General features: G+C 63.9%; 13 protein-coding genes. All 13 read left to right on the forward strand.

Annotated elements, in window-relative coordinates; all coding sequences use genetic code 11:
• The 13 genes from B5D13_RS07040 (at window position 1) to B5D13_RS07100 (ending at window position 16,009) form a co-directional block, all read left to right on the forward strand.
• Window positions 1–1,272, forward strand: a complete 1,272-nt coding sequence (locus tag B5D13_RS07040; protein ID WP_234970764.1) for a coproporphyrinogen-III oxidase family protein — start codon at window positions 1–3, stop codon at window positions 1,270–1,272.
• A gap of 136 nt (window positions 1,273–1,408) precedes the next feature.
• Window positions 1,409–2,518, forward strand: coding sequence for a DnaJ domain-containing protein (locus B5D13_RS07045; RefSeq protein ID WP_306806908.1), 1,110 nt, complete (start codon window positions 1,409–1,411; stop codon window positions 2,516–2,518).
• Between the two features lie 57 nt (window positions 2,519–2,575).
• A complete protein-coding gene (gene dnaJ / locus B5D13_RS07050) occupies window positions 2,576–3,727 on the forward strand; it encodes a molecular chaperone DnaJ (RefSeq protein ID WP_078687618.1) in 1,152 nt (383 codons plus the stop codon).
• Entirely contained in the window at window positions 3,724–5,007 is a 1,284-nt protein-coding gene (locus B5D13_RS07055) for a MiaB/RimO family radical SAM methylthiotransferase (RefSeq protein ID WP_078687619.1), read from the forward strand. Before dnaJ ends, B5D13_RS07055 begins: the two co-directional genes overlap by 4 nt.
• 51 nt (window positions 5,008–5,058) lie before the next feature.
• Window positions 5,059–6,036, forward strand: coding sequence for a PhoH family protein (locus tag B5D13_RS07060; protein ID WP_078687620.1), 978 nt, complete (start codon window positions 5,059–5,061; stop codon window positions 6,034–6,036).
• 47 nt (window positions 6,037–6,083) lie between these two features.
• Window positions 6,084–6,590 carry an rRNA maturation RNase YbeY gene (gene ybeY, locus B5D13_RS07065; protein ID WP_078687621.1) on the forward strand — a complete coding sequence of 169 codons (507 nt, stop codon included), beginning with the start codon at window positions 6,084–6,086 and terminating at the stop codon, window positions 6,588–6,590.
• Window positions 6,590–6,979, forward strand: a complete 390-nt coding sequence (locus B5D13_RS07070; RefSeq protein ID WP_078687622.1) for a diacylglycerol kinase family protein — start codon at window positions 6,590–6,592, stop codon at window positions 6,977–6,979. Before ybeY ends, B5D13_RS07070 begins: the two co-directional genes overlap by 1 nt.
• Before the next feature lie 69 nt (window positions 6,980–7,048).
• Complete coding sequence (gene era, locus B5D13_RS07075) at window positions 7,049–7,981, forward strand: GTPase Era (RefSeq protein WP_078687623.1); 933 nt, start codon at window positions 7,049–7,051, stop codon at window positions 7,979–7,981.
• Window positions 7,982–7,986: 5 nt separating this feature from the next.
• Entirely contained in the window at window positions 7,987–8,736 is a 750-nt protein-coding gene (recO, locus tag B5D13_RS07080) for a DNA repair protein RecO (protein WP_078687624.1), read from the forward strand.
• Window positions 8,737–8,910: 174 nt separating this feature from the next.
• Entirely contained in the window at window positions 8,911–9,189 is a 279-nt protein-coding gene (rpsO, locus tag B5D13_RS07085; RefSeq protein WP_078687625.1) for a 30S ribosomal protein S15, read from the forward strand.
• A 90-nt stretch (window positions 9,190–9,279) separates the two neighbouring features.
• The gene (locus B5D13_RS07090) at window positions 9,280–11,493 is read left to right on the forward strand and encodes a polyribonucleotide nucleotidyltransferase (RefSeq protein WP_078687626.1); all 2,214 of its coding nucleotides are present in this window, start codon (window positions 9,280–9,282) and stop codon (window positions 11,491–11,493) included.
• Window positions 11,494–11,731: 238 nt separating this feature from the next.
• A complete protein-coding gene (locus B5D13_RS07095; RefSeq protein WP_078687627.1) occupies window positions 11,732–13,393 on the forward strand; it encodes a ribonuclease J in 1,662 nt (553 codons plus the stop codon).
• Window positions 13,394–16,009, forward strand: a complete 2,616-nt coding sequence (locus B5D13_RS07100; protein ID WP_078687628.1) for an FtsK/SpoIIIE family DNA translocase — start codon at window positions 13,394–13,396, stop codon at window positions 16,007–16,009.
• Window position 16,010 lies beyond the last annotated feature (1 nt).

Raw genomic sequence — 16,010 nt, forward strand, 5'->3', positions numbered from 1 at the left:
GTGCCTGCCGCGGGAGAGGTTGCGCTTTGGTCGGACCATTCGCTCGACCGCTCTGTGGGCGCGCTCTACGTCCACGTTCCCTTTTGCAAGAGCAAGTGTGCCTACTGTGACTTCTCCTCTCGGGCCACGAGCGCGGACGACCCGCTGCTTGCCGAGTACGCACGGGCAATCGAGGCGCAGCTCGAGGCGTTCGCCGACGTCGGCCTGCTCGATCGCTCCGACACCGCCTACGTTGGCGGAGGAACGCCGTCGAGGCTCGGCCCGGCGCTGCCGCCTCTTGTCGAGACCATCCGGCGCCTCTGCTCGCCGTCCGAGCTGAGCTGCGAGGCCAACCCAGAGTCGCTCGACGGGGCGCTCGCGCGCTCGCTCGCGCGGGCCGGCGCCTCGCGCATCTCGCTTGGCGTGCAGTCGACCTGCGACGTCGAGCTTCGTGCCCTCGGGCGCGCTCACGATGCCGCCGAGGCGCTTGCTGCCGTCTCGCGCGCCCGCGATGCCGGACTTACCGTCTCGTGCGACCTCATGTGCGCTACTCCTGAGCAGACGGACGAGTCGTGGGACCGCTCGGTCTCCGACGTCATCGCGGCCGGAGCCGATCACGTGAGCGTCTATCCGCTCGCCATCGAGGAGGGCACGGCGTTTGGAAGGCGCTTTGGAGACGACGCCCAGCCCTGGAACGACGAGGACGTCCAGGCCCGCCGCATGAAGATCGCTCGCGAGATTCTTGCCTCTTGCGGTTTCGCCCGCTACGAGGTCGCCAGCTACGCGCGGCCCGGGTGTCGCTGCGCGCACAACATCGCCTACTGGACCGGCGTTCCGTACCTCGGCGTCGGCACCGCCGCGGCTGGCATGCTCACGCGTCGTGGCTACGAGCGCCTTAGGCTGGCGTGCCCGCAGCTCCCCGATGCTCCAGGCGGCGTCGTGCGCATACGCCTAACCGTGAGGTCAGACGCCCGGCAGATCGCGGGCGACCCGAGGACTGAGGCGCTCCTGTTCGACGGCGAGTTCCTGAGCGAGGAACAAGCCGCGGCCGAGGACCTCATGCTTGGCGCGCGCCTCGTCGACGGCGTGTCGCCTGCGCTTCTGGGCCACGCACGCGACGTATTCGGCCCCTCACGGCTCGACGATACGCTTGAGTCGGTGCTGGGGTCCGGCCTCGCCGTGCTCGAGGACGGGCGCTTGCGCCCGACCGAGAGCGGATGGCTTTTGGGCAACGAGCTCTACGGCTCTTTGTGGTCGCTCTCGAGCGGCGAAGTGACGTCCTTCTCGGCTTAGCGCAAGATCCGCGCAAACGCTTCTTTTTGAAGATTCGTGCAGCTAGCGCGGGTCCGTGTATAACGGGTGGGCGCTAGGGATAGAATTCTCTGGACTGTTTGGAAGATCCTGTCGATTGGTATAGCCGATGCCCTCCATGAACGAAAAGGACTACTACGCCATCCTTGGCGTCGAGAAGGACGCTACGAGCGACCAGGTGCGCAAGGCCTTCCAGCAGAAGGCGCGCAAGCTCCATCCCGACGTGAACAAGGAGCCGGACGCCGAGGAGCGCTTCAAGGAGGTCTCCGAGGCCTACGCGGTCCTTTCCGACGAGAGCAAGCGTCGCCGTTACGACGCAATGCGCTCCGGCTCTCCCTTCGGCGGCTATGGCGCGCCCGCGGGCGAGGCGCAGGGCGACCCGTTCACTGGCGGATCTCCCTTTGGCTGGGGTTTCCCCTTCGGTGCCGCTGGCTATGGAAGGCGCAGGGCCACGCGAGCGCGCTCCTATAACCCTCGGGCTGGTGCCGACATCACGTTCAACCTCACTCTCGACGACGAGACCGCTCGCAAGGGCGGCAGCCGCGGCGTGACTTTCCAACGCTTCGTCGTCTGCGACGTGTGCTCTGGCAAGGGCTCGGTCGAATCGGCGCATGCCGAGACCTGTCCCACCTGCGGCGGGCGTGGCAGGATCCAGGTCGACCTGACCGGCGTCTTCGGCTTCGGCGCCCTCGACGTCGAGTGCCCCGAGTGCGAGGGCTCGGGAAAGGTCGTTGCCGATCCCTGCGAGAACTGCGGCGGCTCCGGCCGCGTCCTTTCTGCCAGCGAGGTGGTCGTCGAGATCCCCGCGGGCTCCCATGACGGTGACGTTGTCAGGGTCAAGGGCATGGGCAACGCCGGCACGAACGGCTCGAGCTCTGGAGACTTCGTCTGCAGGTTGGGCGTTCCCTCCGAGCAGCTGTCCCCGCGCCAGGCCTTCGGGTTCCAGGTGCTCGGCTTCGACGCCCCGTTCATCGTGTTCGGAGCCATCGCGGGAGTGATTCCCTCCATGTTGCTCTACGTTGTAGCTCTGCTGCTGCTCGGCGCTTTCATGGTCGTCCGGGGTGGCCCCGTCGGTCGCAATGCCCGCTGGTGGAGAAATGCGCTCACCACGTTCCTGGGCGGCGCCGCCAACGGGGCGCTTCTCGCGCTGGTCATGGTTTCGATGTTCTCGTGCGGGAGCTCCATGGGCAGGCGCGCTCTCTACCGGTCCGGCTTCGTTGGGCTCTAGGGGTCCCGATTCCGATAATTGTTCGATTTGTTCGTTGCTGTGTGGGAGATTGGTTAGATGTCTTCAGGTCGTGACTACTACGAGGTATTGGGCGTCGACAAGGACGCCGATGCGAAAACCATCAAGCGTGCTTTTCTTAAGCTTGCCAGGAAACTCCATCCCGACGTTAACAAGGAGCCGGGCGCCGAGGAGAAGTTCAAAGAGGTGAACGAGGCCTACTCGGTCCTTTCGGACGAGCGCAAGCGCGCCAACTACGATCGCTACGGCACCGCCGAGGGCCCCGGTGGCTTCGGCTCCGACTACGTCGACATGTCCGACATCTTCGGCGGCGGCTTCGGCATCGACGACATCTTCGACTCCTTCTTCGGAGGCTCTCGCGGCGGCTCGCGCCCGGCACGCACGCGTGGTCGCGACATGGGCATCACGCTGCAGCTAACGCTTGCTGAGGCGGCGGCCGGATGCAAGAAGACCGTCTCGTATGAGCGCCTGGCGCCCTGCGACGACTGCAACGGCACCGGCATTGCCGAGGGCGGGCACGAGACCACCTGCACCCGCTGCAACGGAACGGGCCGCGTGACCGAGTACCAGCGCACCATCTTTGGCCAGATGAAGTCCACCGGCGTCTGTCCCGAGTGCGGCGGATCCGGAAAGGTCATCGACAAGCCTTGCGAGACCTGCGACGGCCAGGGGCGCGCGCCGTCTCGCGAGACGGTCGAGGTGGACATCCCGGCCGGTGTGCACTCCGGTCAGTCGCTCTCCGTCAAGGGCAAGGGCGAGGCCGGCGTTCGCGGCGACGTGGCGGGCGACCTGATCGTCAGAATTGAGATCAAGCAGGACGAGCTCTTCGAGCGCCAGGGAGACGACCTCTTCTGCAAGGTCGAGCTCGACTACCTCGAGGCAATCGTGGGCAAGCGCGTTCGTGTCGAGGGCATCCTCGCAGACGAGGAGGTCGTCGTCAACGTTCCCGCCGGCTGCGAGTACGGTCAGCAGGTTCGCGTCGAGGGCAAGGGCATGCCGCGTCTCGGCTCGAGCGCGCGCGGAAGCCTGTATGCCGTCGTAGAGGTCATCGCCCCAAAGGGCCTCGACGCATCTCAGCTCGCGTCGATCGGCGCGCTCGTCGAGGCACGCGGCGGCTCCACTGACGGCGATGCCCCTCGCAAGCCGCGCTTTCACGCGCACGGCCGCAAGGCCAAGGGTGCCGCGAAGTGAGTGTCGGCAAGGTCGCCTTCGCAAACCTTGGATGCCGCGTCAACCGCGTCGAGATCGACGTTATCGCCTCCGAGCTCGAGCGTGCCGGCTGCGAGTTCGTCGGAGAGCAGGATGCGGACGTTATCGTGGTCAACAGCTGTGCTGTTACCGGCGAGGCCGAGGCCAAGACGCGAAAGGCCATCAGGCACGCCGCCTCGCTTCCTCAGGTGCCGATTGTCATCGCGACCGGCTGCGTTGCGACGCTGTTTGGTGGAGAGCTCGAGGCCATTGGCGCCAACGTGCGCGTGGTCCGTTCCAAGGCCAAGGTCTCTGGCGAGGTCCTTCGCGAGCTCGGCGCTCCCGAGGGAGGCGTCAGCGATGAGGGGACCGTCTTGGACGCGCCGTCGCCTACGGGAAGGACCCGACCCGGCATCAAGATTCAGGACGGCTGCGACAACCGATGCACCTACTGCATCGTCTGGAAGGCCAGGGGCCGCTCGCGCTCCGTCCCCGTCGAGGATATCGTGAGCTCCGTTCGGGAGGCCGTGGGCCGCGGTGCCCGCGAGGTCGTCCTGACGGGCATCAACATAGGAAGGTTCCGCGGAGAAATCGAGGGCGCCGTTCGCGGTCTGCCGGCACTTCTCGAGCACCTTCTCGGCGCTACGGACGTCGAGCGCCTGAGGGTCACCTCCATCGAGCCCCCTGACGTCACCGATGAGCTGTTGCGTGTCATGGCCTCCCATCCCGAGCGGATTGCGCCTTTTCTGCACATTTGCCTCCAGTCGGGCAGCGATGCCACCCTGGCGCGTATGGGTCGCGTGTATGACACGGCCTTCTACCGCGACGTCGTGCGGCGCTCTCGTGAGATGGTCCCCGGTCTCGCGCTCGGTACCGACGTGATTGTGGGCTTCCCGGGCGAGACGGACGAGGAGTTCGAGGATTCGCTCGCGTTTTGCCGGGAGATGGACTTCTCGAAGATGCACGTCTTCCGTTACTCGCAGCGCCCCGGCACGCCCGCAGCGGAGATGGAGCAGGTGGACGCGCGCATCAAGGCGGAGCGCGGCAGGAGGATGCGTGCCCTCGCTCGCACGATGCGGTTGGCGGCCGCCAGACGCTTGGTTGGCACCGAGCAGCTCGTTCTCGTACAGGCTACGGGTGCGGGCGTAACTGGCGGCCTGTTCGACGTGGTGGTCGATCGCGACATCGAGCCCGACACCTTCGCACGGCTGACTGTCTCGTCGGCCGCCGCAGACGGCACGCTCTTCGCGACGATGCGGCAAGACGACTCCGTAGCGATATGATGTAGGTACAGAGCTATCTGGCCTGCAGCTGCGATTCTGACTGGAGATACCTTGGACCCTACTCGCGTTCGCCTCACCATTCCCGATTCCGTCGATCCCACGGTTCTCATGGGGCCTGCCGACCTCCTGCTGCGCAGGATCGAGGCCGCGTTTGACGCGGCGATATCTGTCCGTGGCAACCAGATCACAGCGACGGGTCCGTCTGACGAGGTGGAGCGCGTGGTCTCTGTCTTCAGCGGGCTCATACGGCTGATTGAGATGGGGGAGTCCCCGTCGACGGCGGACCTGGACCTTTTGATCGGTCAGGTCTCGAGCGGGGTGGCGAGCGCAGACGACTTCCCCGACGACATCCTGCTCACCTACCGCGGACGTGCCATCAGGCCGAAGACCTCGGGTCAGAAGCGCTACATCGAGTCCATTCGCGACAACACGATCACCTTCGGGCTGGGACCCGCCGGAACCGGAAAGACGTACCTGGCAATGGCCATGGCCGTGGCGGCCCTCAAGCGCAAGGAGGTCTCGCGCATCGTTCTGACCAGGCCCGTCGTCGAGGCGGGTGAGTCGCTGGGGTACCTCCCGGGCACGCTCGAGGAGAAGCTCGACCCATACGTGCGTCCCCTGTACGACGCGCTCTTCGACATGACCGATCTCGAGAAGGGCAACGCCCTCATCGAGCAGGGTGTCATCGAGATTGCGCCCCTGGCCTTCATGCGCGGCCGCACGCTCAACGACGCCTTCGTCATTCTTGACGAGGCGCAGAACACGACGCCCGACCAGATGAAGATGTTCCTCACGAGGCTCGGGTTCAACTCGAAGATGGTTGTCACCGGCGACGCGAGCCAGCGCGACCTGCTTGGGGTCAACGGCCTCGAGACGGCCCGCCGCGTCCTCGGGGGTGTGGACGACATCTGCTTCGTCGACCTTGGCCGCAATGACATCGTTAGGCACTCTCTTGTCGCCAAGATCGTCGATGCGTACGAGCGTGACGACCGTGCGTCCGCGGGCCCCGCGCGCAGAGACGCTAAATAGTTGACCCGTCGCATTCACCGTGCGAGGATGCGACATGAGGAGGGGATATGGCGCACGAGTACGATATTGACATCGAGGACGACGTAAATTCACTTCTCGGCGAGGACGAGATTTGCCGTATCTGCGACTTCGTTCTTGAAGAGGAGGGTGTGGAGCGCCCCTGCATGGTCTCCGTCTCGATTGTGAGCGACGAGCGCATCCACGAGCTCAATCGAGAGTGGCGTGACGTCGACCGCCCGACGGACGTCGTGTCGCTGGAGTGCGAGAGACCCGACGACCCCGATCTCGCCCCGGGCGAGCCCTGCGAGCTCGGCGACATCGTCTTGGCGCCGGCGTTCATCTTCAGGCAGGCCGAGGGCTTCGGCACCACGCCCGAGGACGAGTGCAGGCTCTTGTTGGTCCACGGCATGCTGCACCTCCTGGGGTACGACCACCTCGAGGATGACGAGGCGGAGGTCATGGAAGCTCGCGAGGACGAGTTGCTCGTGGGGCTCAAGACCGATGCACCCCTCGGCCGCGTGGCCTTCACGCGGCATCGCGGCGGTGAAGACTGATGATTCCCGGCAGGAAGTCGAACCACCCATCTTTTAGGAGAAGCTTCCTCTTTGCGCTTCAGGGCTTCCGCACGGCCTTTAGTCTTGAGAGAAACATCAAGGTCATGCTTGCGGGAGGCCTCGTTGCGGTCATCGCCGGCTTTGCGCTGAGGCTTGATCCCGTCAGTTGGGGAGTCATCTTCCTGTGCTGCGGTTCCGTCCTCTCGATGGAGCTCATCAACACCGCGATAGAGACGGTCGTCGACCTTGTCTCGCCTGAGTTCCACCCCCTTGCGGGCCGCGCGAAGGACATCGCCGCTGCGGCCTCGTGGGTGCTCTGCATCCTCGTCGCCGGTGCGGGTCTCGTCATCTACGGATATGCCTTATTTAGGCTCTTGGGGCTGGCCTAGCGTCGCGTCATGCCACGCATGCTATCCTGCTCTGAGCTATCGCATCGAGTTTTTGGAGTTGGTGAATTCATGGGCGGGAGCAGTACCGACCAGCAGGCAAACGTCGACCGAACGTTCAGGAGTGGCTTCGTCGCGCTCGTGGGGCGCCCCAGTGTCGGCAAGTCGACGCTGCTCAACGCGGTGATGGGTGCCAAGCTTGCCATTACGAGTCCCGTTGCCCAGACCACGCGCAGGCGCATGAGGGCGGTCGTTAACACCGACTCCTCGCAGCTCGTCATCGTCGACACCCCGGGCCTGCACAAGCCCAAGGACGCCCTGGGCAAGGAGCTCAACAAGGTCGCCTTGGCCGAGCTCGCTGACGTCGACGTCGTCGCGTTCCTTATCGATGCGACCAAGCCCGTCGGCAGGGGAGACGAGTGGGTGGCGAAGCACGTGGAGAGCTCTGGCGCCACGTTCAAGCTGCTCGTTATCACGAAGGCCGACATCGCCAAGCCCGACCAGGTCTCCTCTCAGATCGAGGCGGCAAGCTCCCTGGCGCATTTTGACGAGACACTCGTCGTCAGCGCTCGCGAGGGATTCAACGTCGACTCCTTCGTCGGCCTCGTCTCGTCACACCTGCCTGCGGGTCCCAAGTGGTTCCCCGACGACATGGACTGCGACGCCACCGACGAGGAGCTTGTCGCCGAGTACGTGCGCGAGAAGGTTCTCAATAACCTGCGCCAGGAAGTCCCGCACTCCGTTGGCGTCATCTGCGAGGACATCGAGTGGGCCAAGGATGGCCATGCCTCCATCTCGGCGACAGTCATCGTCGAGCGTGAGGGACAGAAGGGCATCGTCATCGGCCGTGGCGGCAAGATGATCAAGAAGATCGGCACCGAGGCACGCAAGGACATCGAGCGTCTCTTCGACTGCAAGTGCTTCCTCGACCTCGAAGTCCGCGTGCGTCCCGACTGGCGTCGCGACCAGAACGAGATCAGGCGTCTTGGCTACGAGGCCGAGTAGCGTCCATGGCTTCAAGGCGGACGAGACGGGCACGTGGGATCGTACTCGATAGGACCAAGCTGGGCGAGCAGGACCTCATACTGACGCTCCTCATCCAGTCGGGAGAGCGCGTCAGTGTCGTTGCACGTGGAGCGCGTAAGCCCGGCGGGCGCCTTGCGGCCCGCTGTGAGCTCTTCAGCGAGACGGACTTTCTGCTTGCCCGCGGGCGCGGCCTCGAGGTCGTTGCCGAGGCTTCCCTGGTCGAGAGCCATTCGGGCATCAGGGGGGACCTTGCGCGTGTCAGCGCGGCCTCCGCCGTGTGCGAGGTCGCCTCGCTCACGAGCTTCGACGACGCACCCGACCCGTTCCTGTACCCCCTGTGCTCGCGCGTCCTGCGCGCGTGCGAGGAGGCCCGGGACCAGCAGGGGCTTGACGTCGCCGTGGTGGCCTACGTCTTCAAGGTCCTCGCTCACGGAGGCTGGTTCGCGCAGCTCGGCTCGTGCGTCTTGTGCGGCGACCAGTCTCGGTCGTACTTCTCGGCGAGGTCTGGCGGGGCCCTGTGTTCGAGCTGCGCCAAGGACGTGCCAGACGCAATCGAGATGGGTCCTTCGGAGCTCAAGTGGATTGACGCGTTCATCCGTTCCACCTTCGACGAGCTCGTTCTGGCGAGCATTGACATGGGTATGTCGACAAAGCTCCTGGGTGTCGCCCACACCTGGGCCGCCACGCACCTTGACGCGCGCCTCAGGTCCATGGAGTTCATGCTGAGCCTGTAGCGTTTGTGTTCATGATGCGGGTTTTTCGACGGGCGAGAGCGTCGCACCCGCCTCGCCTTTTGCAGTGCGCGGCGTTAGTGGTATCCTCGTCTGGTCGTTACCCCGCTCTTGGTGGCTCGTCCATTGCCAGACGGCCAACCCAGTCCGGGGCGTATCTATGTGAAAGGGGTTTTCATGGCAATTTCCAAGGAGCGTAAGGCTGAGCTCATCAAGCAGTACGGCAAGAACGAGCACGACTCCGGTTCCGCTGAGGTTCAGGTCGCCCTGCTGACCGAGCGCATCCGTGAGCTCACCGAGCACGTCAAGGTGCACATCCACGACCACCACACCCGTCGTGGCCTGCTGATGCTCGTCGGCAAGCGTCGTCGCCTCCTGTCCTACATCAAGAAGCAGGACATCGAGAACTACCGTTCGCTCATCAAGAGCCTCGGCATTCGCGACAACATCCAGTAACAAGGTGTTTAGAGGGGGCGCCAGAAGGGCGCTCCCTTGCTATTGACGGCCCGTCTGCGATGTGGCAGGCGGAGATAAGAGGAAAAGATAATGGCAAAGGTTACGCACGAGTTCGACCTGTACGGCAAGCACTACAAGTTTGAGACCGGCGAGCTCGCGAAGCAGGCAACGGGCGAGTGCCTCGTGTCCTGCGGAGACTCCACCGTCAACGTGACGGTCGTCGTCTCGAAGGAGCGCAAGAACTACGACTTCTTCCCCCTGACCGTGGACTTCATCGAGAAGATGTACTCCGTCGGTCGCATCCCCGGTGGCTATCTCAAGCGCGAGGCGCGTCCTTCCGAGAAGGCCACCCTCACCGCTCGCATGATAGATCGCCCCATTCGCCCGTCGTTCCCCGACGGCTTCCGCAACGAGGTTCAGATCGTGGCCATGCCGCTCGTGGCTGACCAGGTCAACCCCGTCGACACCATCTCGATCATGGGCGCCTCAGCTGCCCTGACCGTCGGTGGCGTGCCCTTCGAGGGTCCGCTCGCCTGCGTCCGCATCGGCCGTGACGCCGAGACCGGCGAGTTCATCGTCAATCCGACCTACGAGGAGCGTGACGCCTCTGACCTCGACCTCGAGCTCGGAGGCTCCGCCACGTTCATCTCAATGCTCGAGGCTGGCGCCGACGAGATCTCCGAGGAGGACATGCTTGCTGCCATGGCTTTCGGCCAGGAGGCCATCGCAGCCTTCTGCGAGGAGCAGAAGAGGTTCTTTGACAAGGTCATCGAGGCCAACGGCCCGTTCCCGGTGCGCGAGTACATCCTCGACGAGCCCATTCCCGAGGTTCACGAGAGGATCTTCGCCCACTTCGACGAGATGTCCGCCGCCCTCAAGGACGCTGACAAGCAGTCCCGCATGGGCAAGGTCGAGGAGCTGAAGGAGGCCATCAAGGCCGAGTTCACCGAGGAGGAGCAGCTTGAGTGGGATCGTGCGATTCCCGTCGAGCTCAAGAGCCTCGAGAAGCACGCGATGCGCAAGATGGTCGTCGAGACCGGCGAGCGCGTTGACGGCCGTACGGCCACGGAGGTCCGTCCCCTGATGGTCAAGCCCGACTACCTGCCGCTGGTTCACGGCTCTGGCCTCTTCCAGCGTGGCCAGACCCAGGTGCTCTCCGTCGCCACGCTTGGCATGCTCAACGAGTGGCAGCGTCTTGACACCATCGAGCCCGTCGACGGAAAGCGCTACATCCACCACTACAACTTCCCGCCGTTCTGCACCGGCGAGACCGGCCGCATGGGCAGCCCCAAGCGCCGCGAGATCGGCCATGGCAACCTGGCCGAGCGCGCGCTTCTCCCCGTCATCCCCTCTGAGGACGAGTTCCCCTACACCATCCGTGTCGTCTCCGAGGTCATGGAGTCCAACGGCTCCTCGTCGATGGCGTCGACCTGCGGATCCACGCTCGCCCTCATGGACGCCGGCGTTCCTCTGAAGCGTCCTGTCTCCGGCGTCGCCATGGGCCTCATCCAGGAGGAGGGCAAGACCGTCGTCCTGACCGACATCCAGGGCCTCGAGGACTTCCTCGGTGACATGGACTTCAAGGTGACGGGCACCACCAAGGGCATCACCGCCATGCAGATGGACAATAAGGCCACCGGCCTCACGCCCGAGATCCTCAAGCAGGCCCTGCAGCAGGCGCACGAGGGGCGTATGTTCATCCTCGACGCCATGCTCGAACAGATCCCCGCTCCGCGCGAGAACACCAAGGACAGCGCGCCGCAGATCATCAGTCTCACCATCCCGACTGACAAGATTCGCGACGTCATCGGCTCCGGCGGCAAGGTCATCCGCGGCATCCAGGACGACACGGGCGCCACGATTGACATCCAGGAGGATGGCACTGTCTTTATCGCCGGTACCAACGGCGCGGGCGACGAGGCTGCCGAGCGCATCAAGGCTATCGTCAAGGTTCCCGAGGTGGGCGAGGAGTACACCGGCCGTGTTGTCAATATCCAGCCGTTTGGCGCCTTCGTCGAGCTGCTTCCTGGCAAGGACGGCCTGCTCCACATCTCCCGCGTCGCTCAGGGTCGCGTCGGCAAGGTCGAGGATGTCCTCAACATTGGCGACGAGGTCAAGGTCAAGGTCCTCGAGGTGGACGAGAAGGGCAAGATTAGCCTCGATCGCATCGACAAGCCGGAGGTCTCTGGCGGCCCTGACTCCGAGGGCGAGCGCAAGGGCGGCGAGCGCAGGCACCGTCGTCCCGGTGACAAGCATGGCAACGGCGGCAACGGTCGTCAGCCGCGTCGTCACCATGAGGGCTAGTCCTCTGGCGCAGAATTGAGCACACGCTTGGCGGGCGCCTTCGGGCGCCCGCTTTTTTGCTTCTCGGCTGCGCAAACTGGCGATTTCCTATGGGGTTTGGCCTACGAATCTCTCCTGACGGCGATATGTGAGTAAAATAAGAAAGATATGACCAGCATGGTTTGGTCCTTCTTTCAAAGGTTAGGCGGGCTTCCGCCTTTGATATCGCAGTTAAAACGTCGAAAGGATTTTTCAACCAATGGCAAAAAAGCAGACTCCCCTGAGGATCATTCCGCTGGGTGGACTCGACGGCATCGGCAAGAACATGACCGCCTTCGAGTACGGCAGCGACATGATTCTGGTCGATGCCGGTCTCATGTTCCCCGATGACGAGCAGCCTGGCATAGACCTCATCCTGCCCGACTACTCCTACGTCCTCGAGAACGAGGAAAAGCTTCGCGGCATCATTATTACGCACGGCCACGAGGACCACACGGGCGCGCTGCCGTACGTCCTGATGGACCTCGCCAAGAAGGTCCCCATCTACTCCTCGAAGCTGACCCTGGGCATCATAGAGGGCAAGCTCGCCGAGCACAAGATCAACTCGCCCAAGTTCCGCGACGTCTCCAACGGCACGCACATCAACCTGGGTGCTTTCAGCATCGACTTCTTCTCGATGACACACTCCATCCCGGGCGCGCTGGGCGTCTATATGCGCACGCCGGCGGGCTCTGTCATGCACACGGGCGACTTCAAGCTCGACCAGACCCCGATTGACGGCGTCACACCCAACTACCAGGCCATCAACAGGTTCGCTACCCTCGGCGTTGACCTGCTCATGTCGGACTCGACCAACGCCACGCGTCCCGGCTTCACGAAGAGCGAGTCGGCCGTGGGCCCCGCCATCCGACACATCATCAAGAACGCCAAGGGCCGCGTCATTGTCGCGTCCTTCTCGAGCCACATCCATCGTCTGCAGCAGATTTGCGATGCCAGCACGGCCGTCGGTCGCAAGGTCGTTGTCACCGGCCGCTCGATGGTGCAGAACACCAAGATCGCCCGTGAGCTGGGTTACCTGAAGATCGATCCCGACGACATCATCGACGGCTTCGAGGTCGAGGACATCCCCGACGACAAGATCGTCGTCATGTGCACCGGAAGCCAAGGCGAGCCCATGAGCGCCCTCTCGCGCATGGCCAATGGCGACCACAAATCTTTCACCATCACGGCCGATGACACGGTCATCATCTCGGCCAACCCCATCCCGGGCAACGAGAAGAGCGTCCAGGGCATAATAAACTCGCTGTCCAAGATCGGGTGCGCCGTCTATGACAAGAGCACAACGCTTGTCCATGTCTCGGGCCACGGCTCCCAGGAGGAGCTCAAGCTCATGCTGGCCATGGCAAAGCCACGTTTCTTCATGCCTGTTCACGGCGAGGCCGTGCACCTGAGGGCCCACGCGAAGCTCGCCCAGGAGATGGGCATGCGCGCCGACCACATCTTCGTCGCCGACAACGGCGATACGCTCGAGATGGTCAACGGCAAGGTCGGCTGGGGCCGACCCGTCGAGTCCGGTGTCGTGTACGTCGACGGCCTCTCCATCACCGACGCGAACCCCGTCGTCTTCCGCGATCGCCAGAAGCTCGCGAGCGATGGCATCGTCACCGTCGTCTCTACCGTCTCCAAGCGCAGCCGCGCCGTCGGCAACGTCGAGATCTCCTGCCGAGGCGTCTCCTTCTCGGTCGACGACATCGCGAACGAGGCCCAGGAGACCGTCAGGCAGACGCTCCAGCGCATGGCGAGCAAGGAGGGCTCGAACGTCGAGTCCCTGCGCAAGAGCTCCCGCAACAGCCTTTCCAACTACCTTTGGAACAAGACGCGCACGCGACCCATGGTCATTCCGGTCGTGATGGAGGTTTAAATGCCCTCTAAAAGCAGATCAAACGCAAAAAAGAGGCGTAGTTCGTCCCGCGGCGCCGCGAACGGATCGGCCCTCGAGCATCTTCTGCCCGAGAGGGGCTCCGCGGTCTTCGACATCGTGGGAGTTTGTATCATCGTGGTTGCCATCGCGATGGTCTTAGCGCTTGTATCTCCCAGCAACGCTCCCGTGACGAAGGCGGTCGGCGAGTTCCTGGTGCTCTGTTTTGGCGTGGGTGCCCTGCTCTGCCCGATTTCGCTCATCATATTCGCGGCCACGCTCTTTTTGGGGGAGGACGAGCCCATAGGCCACAAGGTCGCTCTTGGCCTTTTCCTCATCATCGTCTCGATTCTGGGCATGATCTCGCTGACCGTTCCCGGAACTCTCGAGAGGCCCTACATGGTCGTCGCCGAGGAGATTGTCGGCAGCTATGGCGGATACGTCGGCGGTTGCGTGGCGTATGCCCTGCTGAGCACCGTCGGCCGTGACGTGGGCTACGTCATTCTCGCTGGCGTCATCGTCGTCGGCGCGGTCATCTGTGGCTTCTCCATCTCTGGTGCCGTTGCCCGTATCCGCGGCAAAGCCGAGCAGGTCGGTGACTCCATCAGGCTCGCCCGAGAGCGCAAGCGCGAGGCCTCCCTTGCCGAGTCCGCCCGCGGCCTGCAGTCTGACGACAATCTGGCAGACGACGACGTCGAGGCTCCCACCAGCTTCATCGGCTCCAGGCGCACCAGCGTCCTTCTGCGCGGACGCCACTCCAGGGGCCGTGTCGAGGACGCTCCGACCGTCAGACTCGACGACGTCCAAGCCGATGGGAACCTCGAGGCTACCCAGCCAAAGACCCGCCTGCTCAGGCGCAAGAAGCATCCCGACATCGACACGGACGTCACTCAGCCCGCCATCGACTTCGGCGGCGAGCTCGCCGGAGAAGGCGAGCCCTTGTGTGACGTGCGCGTCCAGCCCGAGCCGGACGACGAGGAGAGCGTTCCTGCCGCCGTGCCTGACTTCATTCGCAACGCACGCAGCTCTCGCGCGACCGTCGACAAACCCCATGAGGACTCCGCCAAGAGGGGCAAGCCCGCCAAGCAGGCCGTCGCAAAGCAGAAGACGACGCGCGCGAAGGCCTCGGGTTCGCGTCCTGGAGACGATGTCGACGGATATGAGCTTCCTCCGTTCAACATGCTGAGCAGCAACCCCCACAGTGCCAACGCCGCGGCCTCCAAAGAGGAGCTGGACGAGACGCGCGAGCGCCTTCAGGGAACCTTGAGGGAGTTTGGCCTGTCGAGCCGCGTCGTGGATTATATCTCGGGCCCCATCGTCACGACCTTCCGTATCGAGATGGGCGAGGGCGAACGCGTCAGCAGGATCAAGAACCTCGAGGACGATATTGCTCTTACGCTTGCCGCCGAGAAGGTTCGCATCTTCGCGCCCATCAAGGGCACGAGCTACGTGGGCGTCGAGATTCCTAACAGCAAGAGGTCCAACGTCCACCTGGGCGATGTCCTGCCCTATGCCACGGGCGGCCCCCTCGAGGTCGCCATAGGCCGCGACTCCGCCGGCAAGCCCGTCATAGCAGACATCTCGAAGATGCCCCACATGCTCGTTGCCGGCACCACCGGCTCGGGCAAATCCGTCATGATCAACTCGATGATCATGTCGATTCTCATGCGTGCGACCCCCAAACAGGTGCGCATGATTATGGTCGACCCAAAGCGCGTCGAGTTCTCGAGCTACAACGGGTTGCCGCACCTCTACGTCCCGGTCGTCACCGACCCACGCCAGGCTGCGAGCGCCCTGCAGTGGGCGGTCTCCGAGATGGAGCGCAGGCTCAAGGTCTTCGAGCGTGCCGGAGCTCGCAACATTCTCGTCTATAACGAGATGTGCAAAACCGGCAAGCTCTCCGAGATGGACAATCCCCCCGAGCCCCTGCCCTACATCGTTGTCGTGGTGGACGAGCTTTCGGATCTCATGATGACTGCTGGAAAGGATGTCGAGGCCTCCATCGTCCGCATCGCCCAGCTCGCGCGTGCGGCCGGCATTCACCTCGTAATTGCAACCCAGCGTCCCTCCGCCAACGTCGTCACGGGCCTCATCAAGTCCAACATCGACAGTCGCGTCGGCCTTAAGGTCGCCTCCGGCATCGACTCGCGCGTCATTCTCGATGAGACTGGCGCCGAGCGCCTTTTGGGCAATGGTGACATGCTCTTCAAGGACCGCGGCCTCGCCCCGAGGCGCGTGCTCGGCTGCTACACCTCTGACAACGAGATCGAGGAGGTCGTGAGCTTCATTCGCGACCAGGCGGAGCCTGACTACCACGAGGAGATTCTCTCCCAGGTGGTCCCCGGCATGCCTGGCGGCGGACGCGAAGAGGTCGGGGAGGACGACGACCCGCTCGTCTGGGAGGCCGCGCAGATTGTTGTGGACTCGCAGTTGGGTTCTACCTCTGGCCTCCAGCGCAGGCTCAAGGTGGGCTACGCTAGGGCAGGACGAATCATGGACATGCTCGAGGCTAAGGGCGTCGTCGGTCCACCCGACGGCTCCAAGCCCCGAGAGGTCCTTCTGGATAAAGAGGCCCTTGAGGACCTTAAGACGCAGGAAGCAAAGTATAGGGAGGTGTAGC

The sequence above is a fragment of the Olsenella sp. KH1P3 genome (assembly GCF_900167315.1).
Taxonomy (GTDB): Bacteria; Actinomycetota; Coriobacteriia; order Coriobacteriales; family Atopobiaceae; genus Olsenella_J; species Olsenella_J umbonata_A.